Source organism: Kaistia defluvii, assembly GCF_040548815.1.
GTDB lineage: Bacteria > Pseudomonadota > Alphaproteobacteria > Rhizobiales > Kaistiaceae > Kaistia > Kaistia defluvii_A.
In genome coordinates this window covers 809,660-824,716 of sequence record NZ_JBEPSM010000001.1, presented here as the reverse complement: position 1 = coordinate 824,716, position 15,057 = coordinate 809,660, and the positions used below count along the sequence as shown (strand labels likewise).

Here is a 15,057-nt window from a genome sequence, read left to right as displayed (position 1 = left end):
CCCTTCATCAAGGGCCGAGGCTTGGTTCCGGTCTCCGATCTGCCTTCAAGGCGTCTGCGCCACGGCCCCGCCTGAACCCTGCGGACCGGCCTCGGGGCTCCGGGTCTCCCGGATGCGGAAGCTGGTCACGTAGAGGGCCGGCAGGAACAGAAGCGTCAGCAGCGTCGCCCCCGCGAGGCCGCCGACGATGGCGAACGCCATCGGCCCCCAGAACACGTCGCGCATGATCGGGATCATGCCGAGAATCGCGGCCGATGCCGTCAGCATGATGGGGCGGAAACGATGTTGCGCGGCCTCGATCACCGCCTCCCACGCGTCTTCGCCATCGCGGCGGGTGTGCTCGATCTGGTCGACGAGGATCACCGAATTGCGGATGATCATGCCGGCCAGGGCGATGATGCCGAGCGTGGCAACGAAGCCCATGGGCGTGTTGGTGAAGAGCAAGGCTGCGACGACACCGATCAGGCCGAGCGGCGCGACACTGATCACCAGCAGCAGGCGCGAGACGCTTTGCAGCTGGACCATCAGGATGATCAGCATCAATCCGACCATCAGCGGCACCTGCGCGATCAGGGCCGCGTTGCTCTCGGCGCTCTTCTCGACGGTGCCGCCTTCGACGAGCAATCCACCCGGCGGCAAGGTCGCGCGGATCTTCTCGACCGTCGGCCGCAGCCGCTGGTACACGGTCGCCGCCTGGAGGCCCGGCGCCATGTTGGCCTGCACCGTCATGGTCGGCATGCCGTCGCGCATGCCGACATAACCCTCGTCCAGAACGTAGTCGATCGTGGCGACTTCGCGCAGCGGCACGGACTGGCCGTTGGGCAGGCTGATCTGCAGATCGCGCACCCCATCGAGCGAGGCGCGCGTGCTCGAATCCGCCCGGGCCACCAGATTGATGAGATAGATCGAGTCCCGCATCTGGGTGATCGTCGTGCCGGTCAGCACTGCTTGGAGCGCCTGCGACAGGACCTTGGAGCTGAGGCCGACCCGTCGCGCCATGTCCTGGTTGACGACGATCTTCAGCGTCTTGTTCTTGTCGCGCCAGTCGAAGTTCACGTCGCGCGCATAGCCGGAATCGACCATCGCAGTCACGAGTTGATCGGCGTATTTGCGCGCCTCGTCCGGCGTGCGTCCCGTGACGCGATACTGGATCGGCCAGCCCACGGGCGGGCCCAGTTCGAGATCCTGAACGAAGGTGGTGGCGTCGAGGACGGCGCCGGGAAGCGCCGCCTGCAGCTTCGCCTTGACGCGAACCCGCTCCTCGATCCCCTTGGTCACGATGACGAACTGACCTACGAAGGAATTGTCGCTGAGCACGGCGAGCGGCAGGTAGAAGCGGATCGCGCCGCCGCCGATATAGTTGGAATAGCGCTCGATGTCGGGATCACCGTCGATCAGGGACTGGATCTTGTCCACGACCTGTTCCGTCGCGAAGATCGAGGCGGCGGCCGGCAGATTGATCGTGACGAGCAGTTCCGGACGGTCGGAAGACGGGAAGAACTGCCGCTGCACGAATTGCTGCCCGAAGATCGCCAGCACGAAAAGGCCCAGCGTCACGGCAATCGTCAGATAGCGCATCCGCATGCAGAAGAGCAGCAGGTGCTTGTAGGCGGTCGTAATTCTCCCGTATTCGCGCGCGCCTTCCTTGTGCTTCGAAACGATCTTGTCCGGCAGCACCGCTACGCCGATGACCGGCGAAAACACGACGGCGACGAACCAGGACGACACGAGCGCGATCGCGATCACGGCAAAGAGCGAGAAGCAGTACTGGCCGGTATTGCTGTCGGCGAAGCCGATCGGGAAGAAGCCGAAGATCGTCACCAGCGTGCCGGTCAGCATCGGAAACGCCGTGGTGACATAGGCGAAGGTCGCCGCCTTGGCCTTCTCGTACCCCTCCTCGATCTTCGAGACCATCATCTCGACGGTGATCATGGCGTCATCGACCAGCAGGCCGAGGGCGATGATCAGCGCGCCCAGCGAGATGCGTTGCAGGCTGATGCCGCCCACCTTCATGCCGAGGAAGACGATGGAGAGGACCAGGGGAATCGAAAGCGCCACCACGAGCCCGGCGCGCAGGCCGAGGCTCAGGAAACTTACCGCCAGCACGATGATCAGCGCCTCGAGCAGCGCATCGGTAAAGCCGGCAATCGCCTGTTTCACGACCTGCGGCTGGTCCGAGACCAGCACGACGTCGATGCCGATCGGGAATTCCTGCTCCAGCCCGGCTGCGATCTGGGCCAGCCCCTTGCCGAAATCGAGATTGTTGCCGCCGGCCTTCATCGAGATGCCGAGGCCGATCGCCGGCTTGCCATTGACCCGAAACATCTTGGTCGGCGGGTCGACATAGCCCTCCTCGACCGTCGCGATATCAGTCAGGTTGAAGAAGCGGTTGTTGACGAACAGGTTGACGGCTTCGAGGTTTTCCTTCGTCAGGAATCCGCCGGTGACGTTGACGAGGATGTTCTCGCCGGGCGTGTTGACTACGCCCGAGGGAACGAGCGCGTTCTGGTCGGCGATCGAACTCAGGACGTCGTTGAGGTTGAGCCCGAGCGCCGCCAACTTTTGCGGCGAGAAGGACAGATAGAAGGTCTGGTCCTGCTGGCCGAACATCGTCACCTTGGCGACGTCGCGGCCGTTCTGGAAGGCAACCTTGGCCCGCTCAGCAAAATCACGCGTCTGCCGCATGGTGAAGCCGTCATAGGTCAGGCCGTAGATGACGCCGAAGACATCGCCGAATTCGTCGTTGAAGAACGGCCCCTGATAGTCCTGCGGCAGCTGGTACTCGATATCCGCAACCTTCTTGCGGACCTCATACCAGATGAACGGGATCTGCTCCGGGGGGGTCGATTGCAGCAGGTTGACGTAGAGCAGCGCCTGGCCCGGCGTCGTGTAGCTGTTGATGTAGTCGATATTGGGCGTCTCCCGCAGCTTCTTCTCGAGCCGCTGGGTGATCTCCGAAATCGTATCCGCCGTGCTGGCCCCCGGCCAGTTGACCTGCACCAGCATGGTCTGGACCGCGAACTGAGGATCCTCCTCGCGGCCCAGCGACATGTAGGAGTGCACGCCGGCGACGACGCAGAGCGCCATGAAGAAGGTGACGAGCGTCTTGTGGTTGATCGCCCATTCGGAGAGATTGAGCCCTCCTATCATTGTGCGTCAGCCTTCTCGACCGTGACCTTCTGGCCGTCGTTCAGCGCGTTGACGCCGGCGGTGACGATGCGATCGCCCTTGGAGAGGCCGGACGAGATCGTCACCGTATCGGTGTTGAAACGGTCGACCTTGACCGGAACCTTCTTGACCGAATTGTCGGCGGAAACGAGCCAGACCTCCGGCGTGTCGCCGGTCTGCAGGATGGCGCTCGCCGGCACGGTCACGACCTCGCGGCCCTGGTTGCTCACTTCGCCCACGACGACCGCGCCAATGAACATGTCGGCCGGCGGATCCTGCAGCGTCACCTTGACCGTATAGGTGCCGGTGACCGGGTCGGCATTCGGCGAGATCTCGCGGACGACACCCTGCACCGTGACGCTCGGCTTTGCCTGCATCCAGACCTTGACCGGCATGCCCACCTTGGCGGCGCCGATGTAAATGACGGAGATCGAGAAGACGCCATCACGGTCGTTGAAGCTGGAGAGTTGCACGACCATCTCGCCCGCCTGCACCACCTGCCCGACATTCGCGCCCGTCTGGGTCACGACTCCCTCGGTCGGCGCGTGCAACTGGGTGTAACCGAGCTGGTCCTGGGCGAGCTTGAGGTTGGCCTTGGCGCCGACAACGCCGGCCTGCGCCGTCTGGAGATCCTTCAGGGCCTGGTCGTAGCGGGCCTGCGGCGTGAAGCCATTGGCGAGGAGTTGCTTGAAGCGGCTTTCCTCGCCCGCGGCCTGGTCGAGCGCAGCCTGCGCCGACGTCACCTGGGACTGCGCCGCGGTCAGCCGCGAATTGTAGTCGACGGGATCGAGGCTCGCGAGCAGGTCGCCCTTCTTGACCGAGGCGCCGACATCGACATTGCGGGTCAGCACGCGGCCGCTGACCAGGAAGCCGATATTGTTGACGTAGCGGGCCTGGATCGTGCCGGCTCCCTCGGCAGAGAGGACGAGCGGCTTTTCCTCGACGACGATGGTACGCACCAGGCGCGGCGGCGGCGGTGCCGGCTTTTCTTCCGAACAGCCGCCCAGGATGAGCCCAAAACTCGCCGCGACCATTCCGGCGGCGAGCGTACCCATACGTCCCAACATGCTTTCCCCACGTGATCCCTGACGGAAACCCCGCGGGGATCATGCCACCACGTCTGGAAAGCGCGCTAGCTAATTCTGGCAGCCGCCACTATTCGGCTGCGACATCCAGCAGGAAAGCAGCATCGTCGCCCGGCCGGCCGACGCTGACATAGCGGAAGCCCTCGCGAACGACATCGTCGCGCCGGTAGATGTTGCGCAGATCGACCATCAGCGGCGTGCGCATGGTCGCCTTGAGACGCTTCAGGTCGAGCGCGCGGAAGATGTCCCATTCGGTCACAATGACAAGGACATCCGCGTCCTGCGCCGCATCATAGGCATCGGCCGCGTAGTCCACATTGCCGAGAATCTGCCGCGCCGGCTCCATGCCTTCCGGATCGAAGGCGGACACGAGCGCGCCTGCGTCCTGCAGCGCCTGGATGATCGATAGCGACGGGGCCTCGCGCATGTCGTCGGTATTCGGCTTGAAGGTCAGGCCGAGAATGGCGACCTTCTTGCCGCGAATCTCCCCGCCCGACGCCTGAATGACCTTGCGCGCCATGGCGCGCTTGCGCTGGTCGTTGATCGACACCGTGGTCTCGATGAGCCGCAGCGGCGTTCCCTGGTCCTGCGCCGTCTTGACGAGGGCCAGCGTATCCTTCGGGAAGCACGAGCCGCCATAACCGGGGCCGGCATGCAGGAACTTCGAGCCGATGCGATTGTCGAGCCCGATGCCGCGCGAGACCGCCTGCACGTCGGCGCCGACGCTCTCGCACAGGTCCGCCATCTCGTTGATGAAGGTGATCTTCATCGCGAGGAACGCGTTGGCGGCGTATTTGATCAGTTCCGACGACCGGCGCGACGTGAACAGGATCGGCGCCTGGTTCAGATAGAGCGGCCGGTAGACCTCGGACATCACATCCTTGCCGCGCTCGCCCTCGAGCCCGACGACGATGCGGTCCGGACGCTTGAAATCGGCGATGGCAGCGCCTTCGCGCAGGAATTCGGGATTGGATACGACCGCGACATCGGCGTCCGGATTGGCCTCGCGGATGACGCGCTCCACCTCATCGCCGGTGCCGACCGGAACCGTCGACTTGGTGACGACGACGGTGAAGCCTTTGGCGGCCATCGCGATCTCGCGCGCCGCGGCATAGACATAGGAAAGGTCGGCATGCCCGTCGCCACGCCGAGACGGCGTGCCGACGGCGATGAAGACGACATCGGCATCGCCGACCGGGCCCCCAAATTCGGTGGTGAAGGAAAGGCGCCCTGCCCGGACGTTCGAGGCGACCAGAGCTTCCAGGCCGGGCTCGTAGATCGGGATCCGATTCTGCTTCAGCGCCTCGATCTTGGCGGCATCCTTGTCGATGCACGTCACGTCATGGCCGAAATCCGCCAGACACGCGCCGGAGACGAGCCCGACATAACCAGAACCGATCATCGCTATGCGCATGTTGACGCCTTCGCTTTTCCCACAAATCCGAGCATGGGAGCATCCTACTGGAACAATATGGCGCGTTCATAACCCATATGGATGAGGCAATCGCCTGAGAATTCGTCCGCGTCCCCCGCCGATCGATAAAATCCGTGGACCGTTCAACCCATGCCCGGCCGTGGACTATTGACCCGCCCGGTCGTGGCGACTAGGTTCCGCCCCAATTCGAGGCCCAACCTCGATGAGCCCGTAGCTCAGCTGGTAGAGCACGTGACTTTTAATCATGGGGTCTCGGGTTCGAATCCCGACGGGCTCACCACTCCCCTGATAGCTTCCCATCGACCACCCAAGGCGTTTCCGCCTTGCCGGGACGAGTGCGAGCGGCGGTCGATGTATCCGACCTCCGGACCGGGCAATGCGCGCGGGGCGGCCGAATGACAATCCTGATCTATGTCGCTGCCGGCCTGGCCGAAATCGCGGGCTGCTTCGCCTTCTGGGCGTGGCTCAAGCTTGACCGGTCCATCGCCTGGCTGGTGCCGGGGGTGCTGTCGCTGGCGCTCTTCGCCTATCTGCTGACGCTGGTGGACAGCGCCGCCGCCGGGCGCGCTTTTGCCGCCTATGGCGGCATCTACATCGCGCTGTCGATCCTGTGGCTCTGGATCGTCGAAGGCGCCCGGCCGGATCGCTGGGATCTGGCGGGCGCTGCCGTTTGCTTGGCCGGCGCCGCCATCATCCTGTTCGCGCCGCGCGGATAGCGGCTACTGCGCCTTGGGCGGCTTGCCGTTCGACTTGAACGAGCCGGTGAAGGTGCCCTCGGCGGTGGTCGCGGTGCAGCTGACGATGGCCGGCTTACCCGAATAGGGATCGCTGAACTTGCAGAGGCCCTCCTTGGCCACGACGATCTTCGGCTCCTTGCCCGAGCGGATGTTGACGTCGACAACCGGAACGCCGGCGATGCCCGTCTTCTTGTCGCCGGCCAGCTTCGTCGCATCGCCGGTGAAGCCGATCAGCGTCTTGCCCTGGGTGAAGATGAACATCACCGCGCCGCCAGGCAGCGGCACGCTGGCCACCTCGTTCTTGCACTGCTTGGTGGCGTCCTTGCCGGCGACGACAAGCTTGTCGCACTTGCCCGCGCTTACCATGACCGGCGGGGCGACCGCCTTGCCCTGGGCGTGGCCGGCGGCCGGCAGCGCCAGAACAAGCGCGGATGCGATCAGGCTCAGTTTCTTCATGATGTCGTCTCGCTGCTAGGTCATGCCCGACGGCAAGGTCGCCGTCGAAACGGGCAAAAGAATGAATGTACCCCTGCATAAGCAGCCGAGACTGATTTGCACAGGCCCGGCGGCCTGCAACCGACATGCCCGCCGCGGCTACGCTTCCGCAGTTACTTCCGACTTGCCGGCCTTGAGCGGCTTGGTATTCCGCAGGAGCAGCACCAGGGGCATCGCCAGAAGCGTGACAATCATCATCAGGCGGAAATTATCCGCATAAGCGATCGTCTCCGCCTGGACGTTGATCAGATCATTGACCGTTGCCCGGCCCGCCGGCGTGTCCAGCCGGAGGACAGGCCCCAATTGCTGCACGGCCCGGCTATAGGGCGACACGTCGCCGGAAAGCCCGGCGTGAACGGTGGCGGCGTTGCGGGTCAGCAGGAATGTCGTCACCGAAATGCCGACGCTGGCGCCGACATTGCGCATGAGGCTGTAGAAGCCGGTGCCCTGGGTGCGGAGATCCGGCGCCAGGGTCGCGAAGGTGACGGTGCTCAGCGGCACGAAGACGAAGCCGAGACCGAAGCCCTGGATCAGGCCGGTCCAGATGATCGTGCCCTGCGAAATGTCGGGCGTGAACTGGCTCATCTGGTGCAACGCGACCGCGGTCAGCAGCAGGCCGACGAGCAGCAGATAGCGGGTATCGACGAGCGACATCAGCCGCCCGACCAGGACCATCGCCACCATGGTGCCGATGCCGCGCGGCGCGAGGACCAGGCCCGCCGTGAGGACGGGATAGCCCATCAGCCGCTCGAGATAGGGCGCCAGCAGCGACAGCGTCGCCAGCAGGACGGCGCCGACGATGAAGATCATCACCTGCCCCATCACGAAGTTCCGGTCGCGAAACAGCCGCCCGTCCAGGAAAGGCTTCGAGGTCGTCAGCGTATGGACGACGAACAGATAGAAACCGAGCAGCATCAGCGCGAACTCGATCTGGATCTCCGTCGACTGGAACCAGTCCAGCTGTTCGCCGCGATCCAGGAACAGCTGCAGCGCGGCGATCGCGATGCCCAGCGTCGCGAAGCCGAACCAGTCGAGCTTGGCCGCGACGGAGCCAACCTTGCCTTCCAGGAAGCCGAAGGCGAGGACCAGCGTCATCACGCCGAGCGGCACGTTGACGTAGAACACCCAGCGCCAGTCGTAATACTGCGTCAGCCAGCCGCCGAGCGTCGGGCCAAGGATCGGGCCCAGCATGACGCCGAGGCCGAAGATCGCCATGGCCTGCCCGCGCATGCGCAAGGGATAGCTGTCCAGCAGCACCGCCTGCGACAAGGGCACGACGGGCGCGCCGAATGCGCCCTGTATCATGCGGTAGACGACCATCTGCTCGATGCTCGTCGCGGTGCCGCAGAGCATGGAGGCGACGACAAAGCCGGCGACGCACACGATGAACAGCTGGCGGCGGCCGAAGCGCGCCTCCAGCCAGCCGGTGGCAGGAGTCAGGATGGCGGCGGCGACGATATAGGAGGTCAGCACCCAGTTGATCTGCGTGCTGGTCGCGGCAAGACTGCCCTGCATATAGGGCAGCGCGACATTGGCGATGGTCGAGTCGAGCGCCTGCATTAGGGTCGCCACCATCACGCAGATCGTGACGGCGGCGCGCTTCGAACCGGTCACCGGCGTCGCGGCGATGTCCGACATCAGTCGATCCCCACCATGCCGGCGAGGTCGCGCCAGAGCGTCGCCAGTGAGCGGTGATAGCCGGTGTCGATGGAAACGCTGGCGCTGGCGCCGTCGCGCAGGACGACGGCCGGGTTGTCGGTGATGATCTTGAGCCGGACGGGCATGCGCTGCACGACCTTGACCCAGTTGCCCGAGGCATTCTGCGCCGGCAGCAGCGCAAATACCGAGCCGCTGGCCGGCGTGATGCTCTGCACCTCGGCCTTCAGCACCTGGTCGGGATAGGAATCGAGCGTGACCGTGGCGGGATCGCCGACCTTGATGTGGGTGAGGTCGGTTTCCTTGATGTTGGCGTCAACCCAGGTCTGCAGCCCGATCAGCGAAAAGGCCGCCTGGCCGACGGTCAGGAAGCTGCCCGGCTGGATGTTCTCGACCTGGGTCACGGTGCCGGCGAAAGGCGCCAGAACCTTGGTCAGCCGGACATTGCGGGCGGCCAGCTCCACTTCCGCCTTGGCCGCGAGATAGGCCGCATGCTGCTCGATCGGCTTGTCGACGCTGCCGCCGAACTCCGCCAGGGTCGCGGCGGCACCGGATTCGGCGGCGCGCTGGGCCTGCTGGGCGACGCGCAGGGTGCGCTGGGCCTGGTCGAGCGCGGCCTGGGTCTCGACCCGGTCCTTCACCAGGGCGGAAACCCGGTCGAACTCCTGCTGCGCGAAGGTCACGTCGGCCTTGGTCTGCGCAACGCTCGCCTGATCCTGATGATAGGTGAGCAGAAGTCCCTGCAGCTTTTCGCTGGCCTCGGCGAGATTGGCGTTGGCCCGGTCGAGCGCAATCTGAAAGGGCTCGGGGTCGATTTCGAACAGCAGTTCGTCCTGCTGCACCATCTGGTTGGTACCAACGGCAATCCGGATGACCTGGCCCGTAACCTGCGGGGTGATGGTGACATTGGCCGCCCCGACATAGGCGTCGTCCTCGGTCACATACTGGCCGCCGCTCAGATAGAGCCAGAGGCCGATGACGATGGCGACCACTGGACCGGCAAGGAGCAGGATCCGCCGCAATCCCGAGTGCCTGGTTGCTTTTTCGGGAGCAGCGGGAGCGGAGGAATCGGTTGCAGTCACAATGGTCTCCAGGGTCACTTCGCAAAGCCGGCGCGGGCCATGCCATCTCTTCACGGGGCAACGACGTCGTCCGTCCTGCCTCGGCACGGCAGGATTCGAGCCGGCGCGGCGGCAGTCGAAACCAGTCCCAGGCGACGGATCGCCGGGCTAGCTAACGAATGAGGGCCTCCCGCCCAAGTTGCAAGCGCTTAAACGCGCGCTTGAGCGCAAATTTGGGTTGGGCGCCGAATGAATACGGCGCGAACATGCGGCTTGATCCGCGAGGCGGGGCGTAGCGGATTGCGCGGAATCGTGTCGCTGGGCCCCTCGTCCCGGACTGTCCGACCGTGTCCTGCCGACCCGAGCCGGCAGGACGGAGCCGCTGCTAGAATGCCCGGAAGGTCATGATCGTGCGCGTATCGCGGATGCCGTCGAAGCGCTGCACCGATTCGGTGACGAAATGGCCGGGATCGGCATCATCGGGGAGGTAGAACTTGACCAGCAGGTCGAACTCGCCGGCGGTCGAATAGATCTCCGACGCGATCTCCGCATCGGCGATGGCATTCGCCACTTCATAGGCACGGCCGAGATGGCATTTGATCTGGACGAAAAGGGCTCGCATCGGGGGCCTCCGGCAGTGCGTTGCGTGAGGCACGGGATATCAGGTCCGGTCCCCTCCCCGCAATCGCCCCGGCGCGTGACGCGACAGACCGGAAAGAGTCATCGGCTCGCGAAACCTTGCCGCGGCGCGACGCGTAGCTAGTTCAACGGTGGGATCGTTGCGACCTTGCCGACGCGCCGGAGAGCCTGGACATGACCCGCATAGCCTTCGCGATCGTCTTCCTGATGGCGACTTCTCTGCTGTCGACGGCGGCCGTCGCCACCGAGCCGACTCAGGCCGAGCAGACCACGTTGAAGCAGTTGGTCCAGGACCAGTTGGCCGCTTTCCAGCGCGACGACGGCCCCGCCGCCTATGGCCTCGCGGCCCCGGGTATCCAGAAGATGTTCCCGTCGCCCGACATCTTCATCGGCATGGTGAAGCAGGCCTACCCGCCGATCTACCGTCCGCAGAGCATCGCCTATGGCCAGGTGTCCGATAGCCCGAGCGGCCTGGTGCAGAAGGTCTATGTCACCGGCCCGGACGGCCAGAACTGGGTCGCGCTCTATCGCTTCGAGAAGCAGCCGGATGGCAGCTGGAAGATTGCCGGCTGCTCGCTGATCAAGGATTCCGAGCCGACCATCTAGTCGCCATTGCCGCGCCCGGCTTATCCGAACGCGGCATTGGCAGAGCTTGGCCTCTCGGCCGCAGACTTAGTTTTCCTGGATGGAGATGCCGGATTTGTCGACCTGGATCTCGACACCCTTCGGCTTGGTCTGCTCGTTGTAAACATAAACCCCGAGGCCGATGACGACGACGATCAGGGCTCCGACGAGGAGATAAAGCGTATTTCTGTTCATGGTGGATTGGGTACCGGGTAGGAGAGAATGCGAGGAACGCCAGCGCCACAACGCGCTTCCTCCTGAATGGTTCCCTCGCCGGCCGGAAATCTTGCGATAAACTACAGCGCCGCCTGCGGTGTCACGATGAGCTGGCCCTCTACCGTGTCGATCTTGGCGCGAATGCCGAAGGTGACCGCAAGGTTTTGCCGCGTCAGCACGACCTCCGGCGAGCCTTCCGCCACAATTCGCCCGCCATCCATCATCACCAGCCGGTCGGCATAGCGCGCGGCCAGCGAGAGATCGTGCAGGACCGCCATGACGGCCGCCCCGGCCCTCGCCCGTGCGCGCAGCAGGTCGAGCACGATGAACTGGTAGCGCGCATCGAGAGCCGCTACGGGCTCATCGGCGAGGATAATCTGCGGTTCGCCCGCCAGCACCCGCGCCAGCGCCACGCGGGCGCGCTCGCCGCCCGACAGCGTCGTGACCGAGCGATCCGCGAATTCCAGCGTGCCGGTCGCTTCCAGCGCCGCCAGGACGGCCGCACGATCCTCGACGCCGAGATCCCCCGCGCCGGAGGCATGCGGAATGCGCCCGAGCGCAACGACATCGGCAACCGAAAGCGGCCAGTGGAAGACATGGCCCTGGGGCAGATAGCCGATCTTGCGCGCCCGCAATCGCGGCGATACTGCCTCGGCCTTCTGGTCGCCGAGATAGATCGCGCCCTTGCCATCGAGCAGCCCGGCCAGCCGGCGGACCAGCGTGGTCTTGCCGGCGCCGTTGGGGCCGATCACGACGACGAACTCGCCCGCCGCGAGGCTGAAATCGACGCCTGACAGGATCTGCCGGCGGCCGAGCGTGGCGCCGACGCCCTCCGCCCTGAGAAGCGCTGCCATCAGGACACCTCGCCGGTCAGCCCGCGCCGATGGCGGAACACGAGCCCGATGAAGAGCGGCGCGCCGATCAGCGCCGTGACGACGCCGACCTTGATCTCGTTCTGCGCCGGAATGATGCGCACCAGAATGTCGGCCGCCGTCAGCAAGGCCGCGCCGGCGAGCGCCGCCGGCCACATCAGCCGCGCCGGATCATGGCGGACGAAGGGGCGCATCAGATGTGGCGCGACGAGGCCGACGAAGCCGATCGTACCGGCGACCGCCACGCCGCCGCCAACCGCCAGCGCCACGCCGAGCACCACGCGCAGCCGCACGCGATTGAGCCGGATGCCGAGGCTCGCCGCCGCATCCTCACCAAGCGTCAGGGCGCGGAAGGCGCGGCCGTCGACGAAGAGCAGCAGGCAGCCCGCCAAGATGAAGGGCAGCGCGATGAAGACGTGCTGCATGCTGCGATCCTCCAGCGAACCGAGCAGCCAGAAGGCGATCTCGAGCGCCGCGAACGGATTTGGCGCAAGGTTGAGCGCCAGCGAGGTCGCCGCTCCGGCGAGGCTCGAAATGGCGAGGCCGGCCAGGATGATCACCAGAAGGCTGGCGCGCGGGCCGGCGATCAGAAGCAGCAGGCCGACGGAAAGCAGCGCGCCGAGCATCGCCGCCATCGGCAGGAAGAAGGAGAGCGCGTCGAAGACGCCGAAGGCGATGACCAGCACGGCGCCGAAGGCCGCTGCGGACGGCGCACCGAACAAAGACGGCGACGCCAGCGGATTGCGCAACAGGCCCTGAAGCGAGGCGCCCGCAAGACCGAGCGAAAAACCGATGGCCACCGAGAGGATGGCGCGCGGCAGGCGGATTTCACGGACGATGAGGCGAGCCGCTTCGTCGCCCGTGCCGAGCAGGCCATCGACCACCGCCCTGAGCGGCAGCAGGACCGGCCCGACACCAAGCGACAGAAGAAACAGCACGACGACGAGCGCCACCAGGCCGGGCACGAGCCAGCGGCTTGCCGCTGGCCTCAGCAGGAGATCCGGCCTGGGGGCTGTCAATGTGTCCATCTCAATCCGACATAGGCCGAACGCCCGGCATTGTTGTAGCCGAAGGCGTCCTGGTATTCGACGTTGGTCAGGTTCTCGAGCCGGGCATAGAGCGTGGTCTCGGGATTGAGCTTGTAGGATGCGCTCAGGTCGATCTTGGTATAGCTCTCGAGCGGAACCAGCGCCGCCGCCGTCTTGGCATCGTTGTTGAAGCGGTCGCCGACAAAGATCGCCGTGGCGCCGAACTCGAAATTCTCGATGCCGGTATAGGTCAGCGTCAGCGAGCCGCTATTTTGCGGCCGACGCGACAGCGGCAGGTCGGTGTCGAGATTGATGGCGCGCATATAGGTGTAGGAACCCGTCGCCTTCAGCACGGACGGCCAGAGGATGGCATCCGCCGAGAGTTCGAGGCCGGACGTCTCGGCGCTCTTGATGTTGTAGTAGCTCGACTTCGGGTAGTCCGGCAGGGCCTTGGACTGGAATTCGATCAGATTGGTGAAGTTGTTGTAGAAGCCGGTGAGCGAGAAGTTCACCCGGCCGTCGAACAGTTCCTGGTCGATGCCGACATCGCCGCCATAGCTCTGCTCGTCGATGAGGTCGGGATTGCCATACTGCGCATCGTAGAGCTGGAACATGGTCGGCCGCTTGGCCGCGTTGCCGAAGCTGCCGCGCAGCTTGGTGCCGGTCTGGTCGATCAGATAGGCGGCCGTGGCGCGTCCGGTCAGGAAGCCCTGCCCGTCGACATCCTCGTCATAGCGCCCGCCGAGCGACAGGTTGAGATTGTCGAACAGCGTGAACTGCTGCATGGCGAAGACGGCCAGCAGGGTTCGGGCATTGTCGAAATTGTCGACCGTGCTCGCGACGCCGCTGAGTGACGTCGTGGTGGTGTCCTGCGCGCCCGATTCCTGCTCGGCGCGCGCACCGACGATCAGCGTGCCATAGCGGGCCATGTCGATGGTAGCCTGGTACTCGGCGCCGAAATCGTCACCGGTGGAATCACCGACCCGTCCCCGGAAGGTCGTCGTCAGCGGCTCGGTATAGCGGCTAGTCGTCTGGGTGCCGAACACAGTGAACTGGTTGTTGACCCGGCCATCGAAGCCCTCGAACTCGAAGCGGCCGAACGCCGTCAGCACGTCGCGGTCGCGCTCGTAGCCCGGCAGGTCGTCGGTCGGCTTGGAGCCCTTCTCGACATCCGATTCCTGATGGTAGGCGGTGACGCCGAAGCTCAGGCTCTTGCCATCGCCGGCATCGAAGCTGGCCCGCGCGGAGCCGGCCAGCTTCTTGGTGCCGTCCGGTTCGCCATTGTCGCGGTCGCCGACACGCGAAAAGCCATGGGTATTGAACATTGTGCCGCTGACCGAAAAGCTGGCTGGGCCGATGCTGCCACCCGCCGCCGCATTGCCGGCGAAGGTGTCGTAATTGCCGCCCTCGGCACCCACGGTCATCGAGAGCGCGCCGGTGCGCTTCTTGGTGATGATGTTGATGACGCCGCCCATGGCATCCGAACCGTACAGCGCGCTCTGCGGACCGCGCAGGATTTCCACCCGCTCGATGTCGGTCGGCGAGAACACGGCGAAGTCGAAACTGTTGCGGGCGCTCGCCGGATCGTTGACGCGGATGCCGTCGACCAGCACCAGCGTGTGGCCCGCCTCGGCGCCGCGGATGCTGACTTCGGTCGTGCCGCCCGGTCCGCCCGACTGGGTGACGGTCAGGCCCGGCACCTGGCGCAACACATCGACCAGCGAGCCGGGCGAGGCGTTGTTGATCTTGTCGCCGGGAATGACGGTGATCGCGCTGCCTGACTTGGAAATGTCGGTGGGACCGCGATAGGCGGTCACGACAATCTCTTCCAGATCGTCCGCGCGCGTCGCATGGGCGGCCAGCAGGACAGGAAGCGTGGCAAAAAGGGAGAGAGCGGCGCGCCCCCGGCGCCGTTCGAAGAAACTCATCAGGCAGACCTCGGTTTGGATCGATCTGGTCGTCGCGCCCGTCACGTGTGTGTCCCGGACCCCGCGAACGGCTTTGCCGCCCGCTCCAGAAGCGGTAGACGAGGACCCTGGTC

The 15,057-nt window shown here is 65.1% G+C and carries 13 protein-coding genes and 1 tRNA gene; 3 read left to right on the top strand and 11 right to left on the bottom strand.

Annotation, left to right across the window (positions count from 1 at the left end):
- Nucleotides 1-45: 45 nt before the first annotated feature.
- The 3 genes from ABIE08_RS03895 to ABIE08_RS03885 all read right to left on the bottom strand — a co-directional run bounded on the left by ABIE08_RS03895 (nt 46) and on the right by ABIE08_RS03885 (nt 5,667).
- The gene (locus ABIE08_RS03895; RefSeq protein ID WP_354548901.1) at nt 46-3,150 is read right to left on the bottom strand and encodes an efflux RND transporter permease subunit; all 3,105 of its coding nucleotides are present in this window, start codon (nt 3,148-3,150) and stop codon (nt 46-48) included.
- Nucleotides 3,147-4,235, bottom strand: a complete 1,089-nt coding sequence (locus ABIE08_RS03890; protein ID WP_354548899.1) for an efflux RND transporter periplasmic adaptor subunit — start codon at nt 4,233-4,235, stop codon at nt 3,147-3,149. Before ABIE08_RS03890 ends, ABIE08_RS03895 begins: the two co-directional genes overlap by 4 nt.
- An 88-nt stretch (nt 4,236-4,323) precedes the next feature.
- A complete protein-coding gene (locus ABIE08_RS03885) occupies nt 4,324-5,667 on the bottom strand; it encodes a UDP-glucose dehydrogenase family protein (protein ID WP_354548897.1) in 1,344 nt (447 codons plus the stop codon).
- Between the two features lie 225 nt (nt 5,668-5,892).
- On the opposite strand from ABIE08_RS03885, the gene ABIE08_RS03880 reads away from it, so the two are divergent.
- Together ABIE08_RS03880 and ABIE08_RS03875 are read left to right on the top strand one after the other, a co-directional pair.
- A tRNA-Lys gene (locus tag ABIE08_RS03880) sits at nt 5,893-5,968 on the top strand.
- Nucleotides 5,969-6,083: 115 nt separating this feature from the next.
- Nucleotides 6,084-6,404, top strand: coding sequence for a YnfA family protein (locus ABIE08_RS03875; RefSeq protein ID WP_354548896.1), 321 nt, complete (start codon nt 6,084-6,086; stop codon nt 6,402-6,404).
- A 3-nt stretch (nt 6,405-6,407) separates the two neighbouring features.
- Here the strand turns inward: ABIE08_RS03875 and ABIE08_RS03870 are convergent, their stop codons facing one another.
- The 4 genes from ABIE08_RS03870 to ABIE08_RS03855 form a co-directional block, all read right to left on the bottom strand.
- Nucleotides 6,408-6,881, bottom strand: a complete 474-nt coding sequence (locus tag ABIE08_RS03870) for a hypothetical protein (RefSeq protein WP_354548894.1) — start codon at nt 6,879-6,881, stop codon at nt 6,408-6,410.
- 138 nt (nt 6,882-7,019) lie between these two features.
- Nucleotides 7,020-8,558, bottom strand: a complete 1,539-nt coding sequence (locus ABIE08_RS03865) for a DHA2 family efflux MFS transporter permease subunit (protein ID WP_354548892.1) — start codon at nt 8,556-8,558, stop codon at nt 7,020-7,022.
- Nucleotides 8,558-9,658 (bottom strand): HlyD family secretion protein, encoded by a 1,101-nt coding sequence (locus tag ABIE08_RS03860; RefSeq protein WP_354548890.1) that lies wholly within the window; start codon nt 9,656-9,658, stop codon nt 8,558-8,560. The genes ABIE08_RS03865 and ABIE08_RS03860 overlap by 1 nt, the downstream gene beginning before the upstream one ends.
- 364 nt (nt 9,659-10,022) lie before the next feature.
- A complete protein-coding gene (locus ABIE08_RS03855) occupies nt 10,023-10,259 on the bottom strand; it encodes an Lrp/AsnC ligand binding domain-containing protein (RefSeq protein ID WP_018184528.1) in 237 nt (78 codons plus the stop codon).
- 191 nt (nt 10,260-10,450) lie between these two features.
- Here ABIE08_RS03855 and ABIE08_RS03850 point away from each other — a divergent pair, with 191 nt between their 5' ends.
- Nucleotides 10,451-10,882 carry a DUF4864 domain-containing protein gene (locus ABIE08_RS03850; protein WP_354548888.1) on the top strand — a complete coding sequence of 144 codons (432 nt, stop codon included), beginning with the start codon at nt 10,451-10,453 and terminating at the stop codon, nt 10,880-10,882.
- A 66-nt stretch (nt 10,883-10,948) separates the two neighbouring features.
- Here ABIE08_RS03850 and ABIE08_RS03845 read toward each other — a convergent pair whose 3' ends face one another.
- The 4 genes from ABIE08_RS03845 to ABIE08_RS03830 form a co-directional block, all read right to left on the bottom strand.
- Nucleotides 10,949-11,095: a hypothetical protein gene (locus tag ABIE08_RS03845; RefSeq protein WP_266334644.1), complete on the bottom strand. Its 147-nt coding sequence runs from the start codon at nt 11,093-11,095 to the stop codon at nt 10,949-10,951.
- A gap of 101 nt (nt 11,096-11,196) precedes the next feature.
- Nucleotides 11,197-11,970, bottom strand: coding sequence for an ABC transporter ATP-binding protein (locus ABIE08_RS03840; protein ID WP_354548886.1), 774 nt, complete (start codon nt 11,968-11,970; stop codon nt 11,197-11,199).
- A complete protein-coding gene (locus tag ABIE08_RS03835; protein WP_354548884.1) occupies nt 11,970-13,016 on the bottom strand; it encodes a FecCD family ABC transporter permease in 1,047 nt (348 codons plus the stop codon). The genes ABIE08_RS03840 and ABIE08_RS03835 overlap by 1 nt, the downstream gene beginning before the upstream one ends.
- Nucleotides 13,004-14,944 (bottom strand): TonB-dependent receptor plug domain-containing protein, encoded by a 1,941-nt coding sequence (locus ABIE08_RS03830; protein WP_354548882.1) that lies wholly within the window; start codon nt 14,942-14,944, stop codon nt 13,004-13,006. The genes ABIE08_RS03835 and ABIE08_RS03830 overlap by 13 nt, the downstream gene beginning before the upstream one ends.
- Nucleotides 14,945-15,057 lie beyond the last annotated feature (113 nt).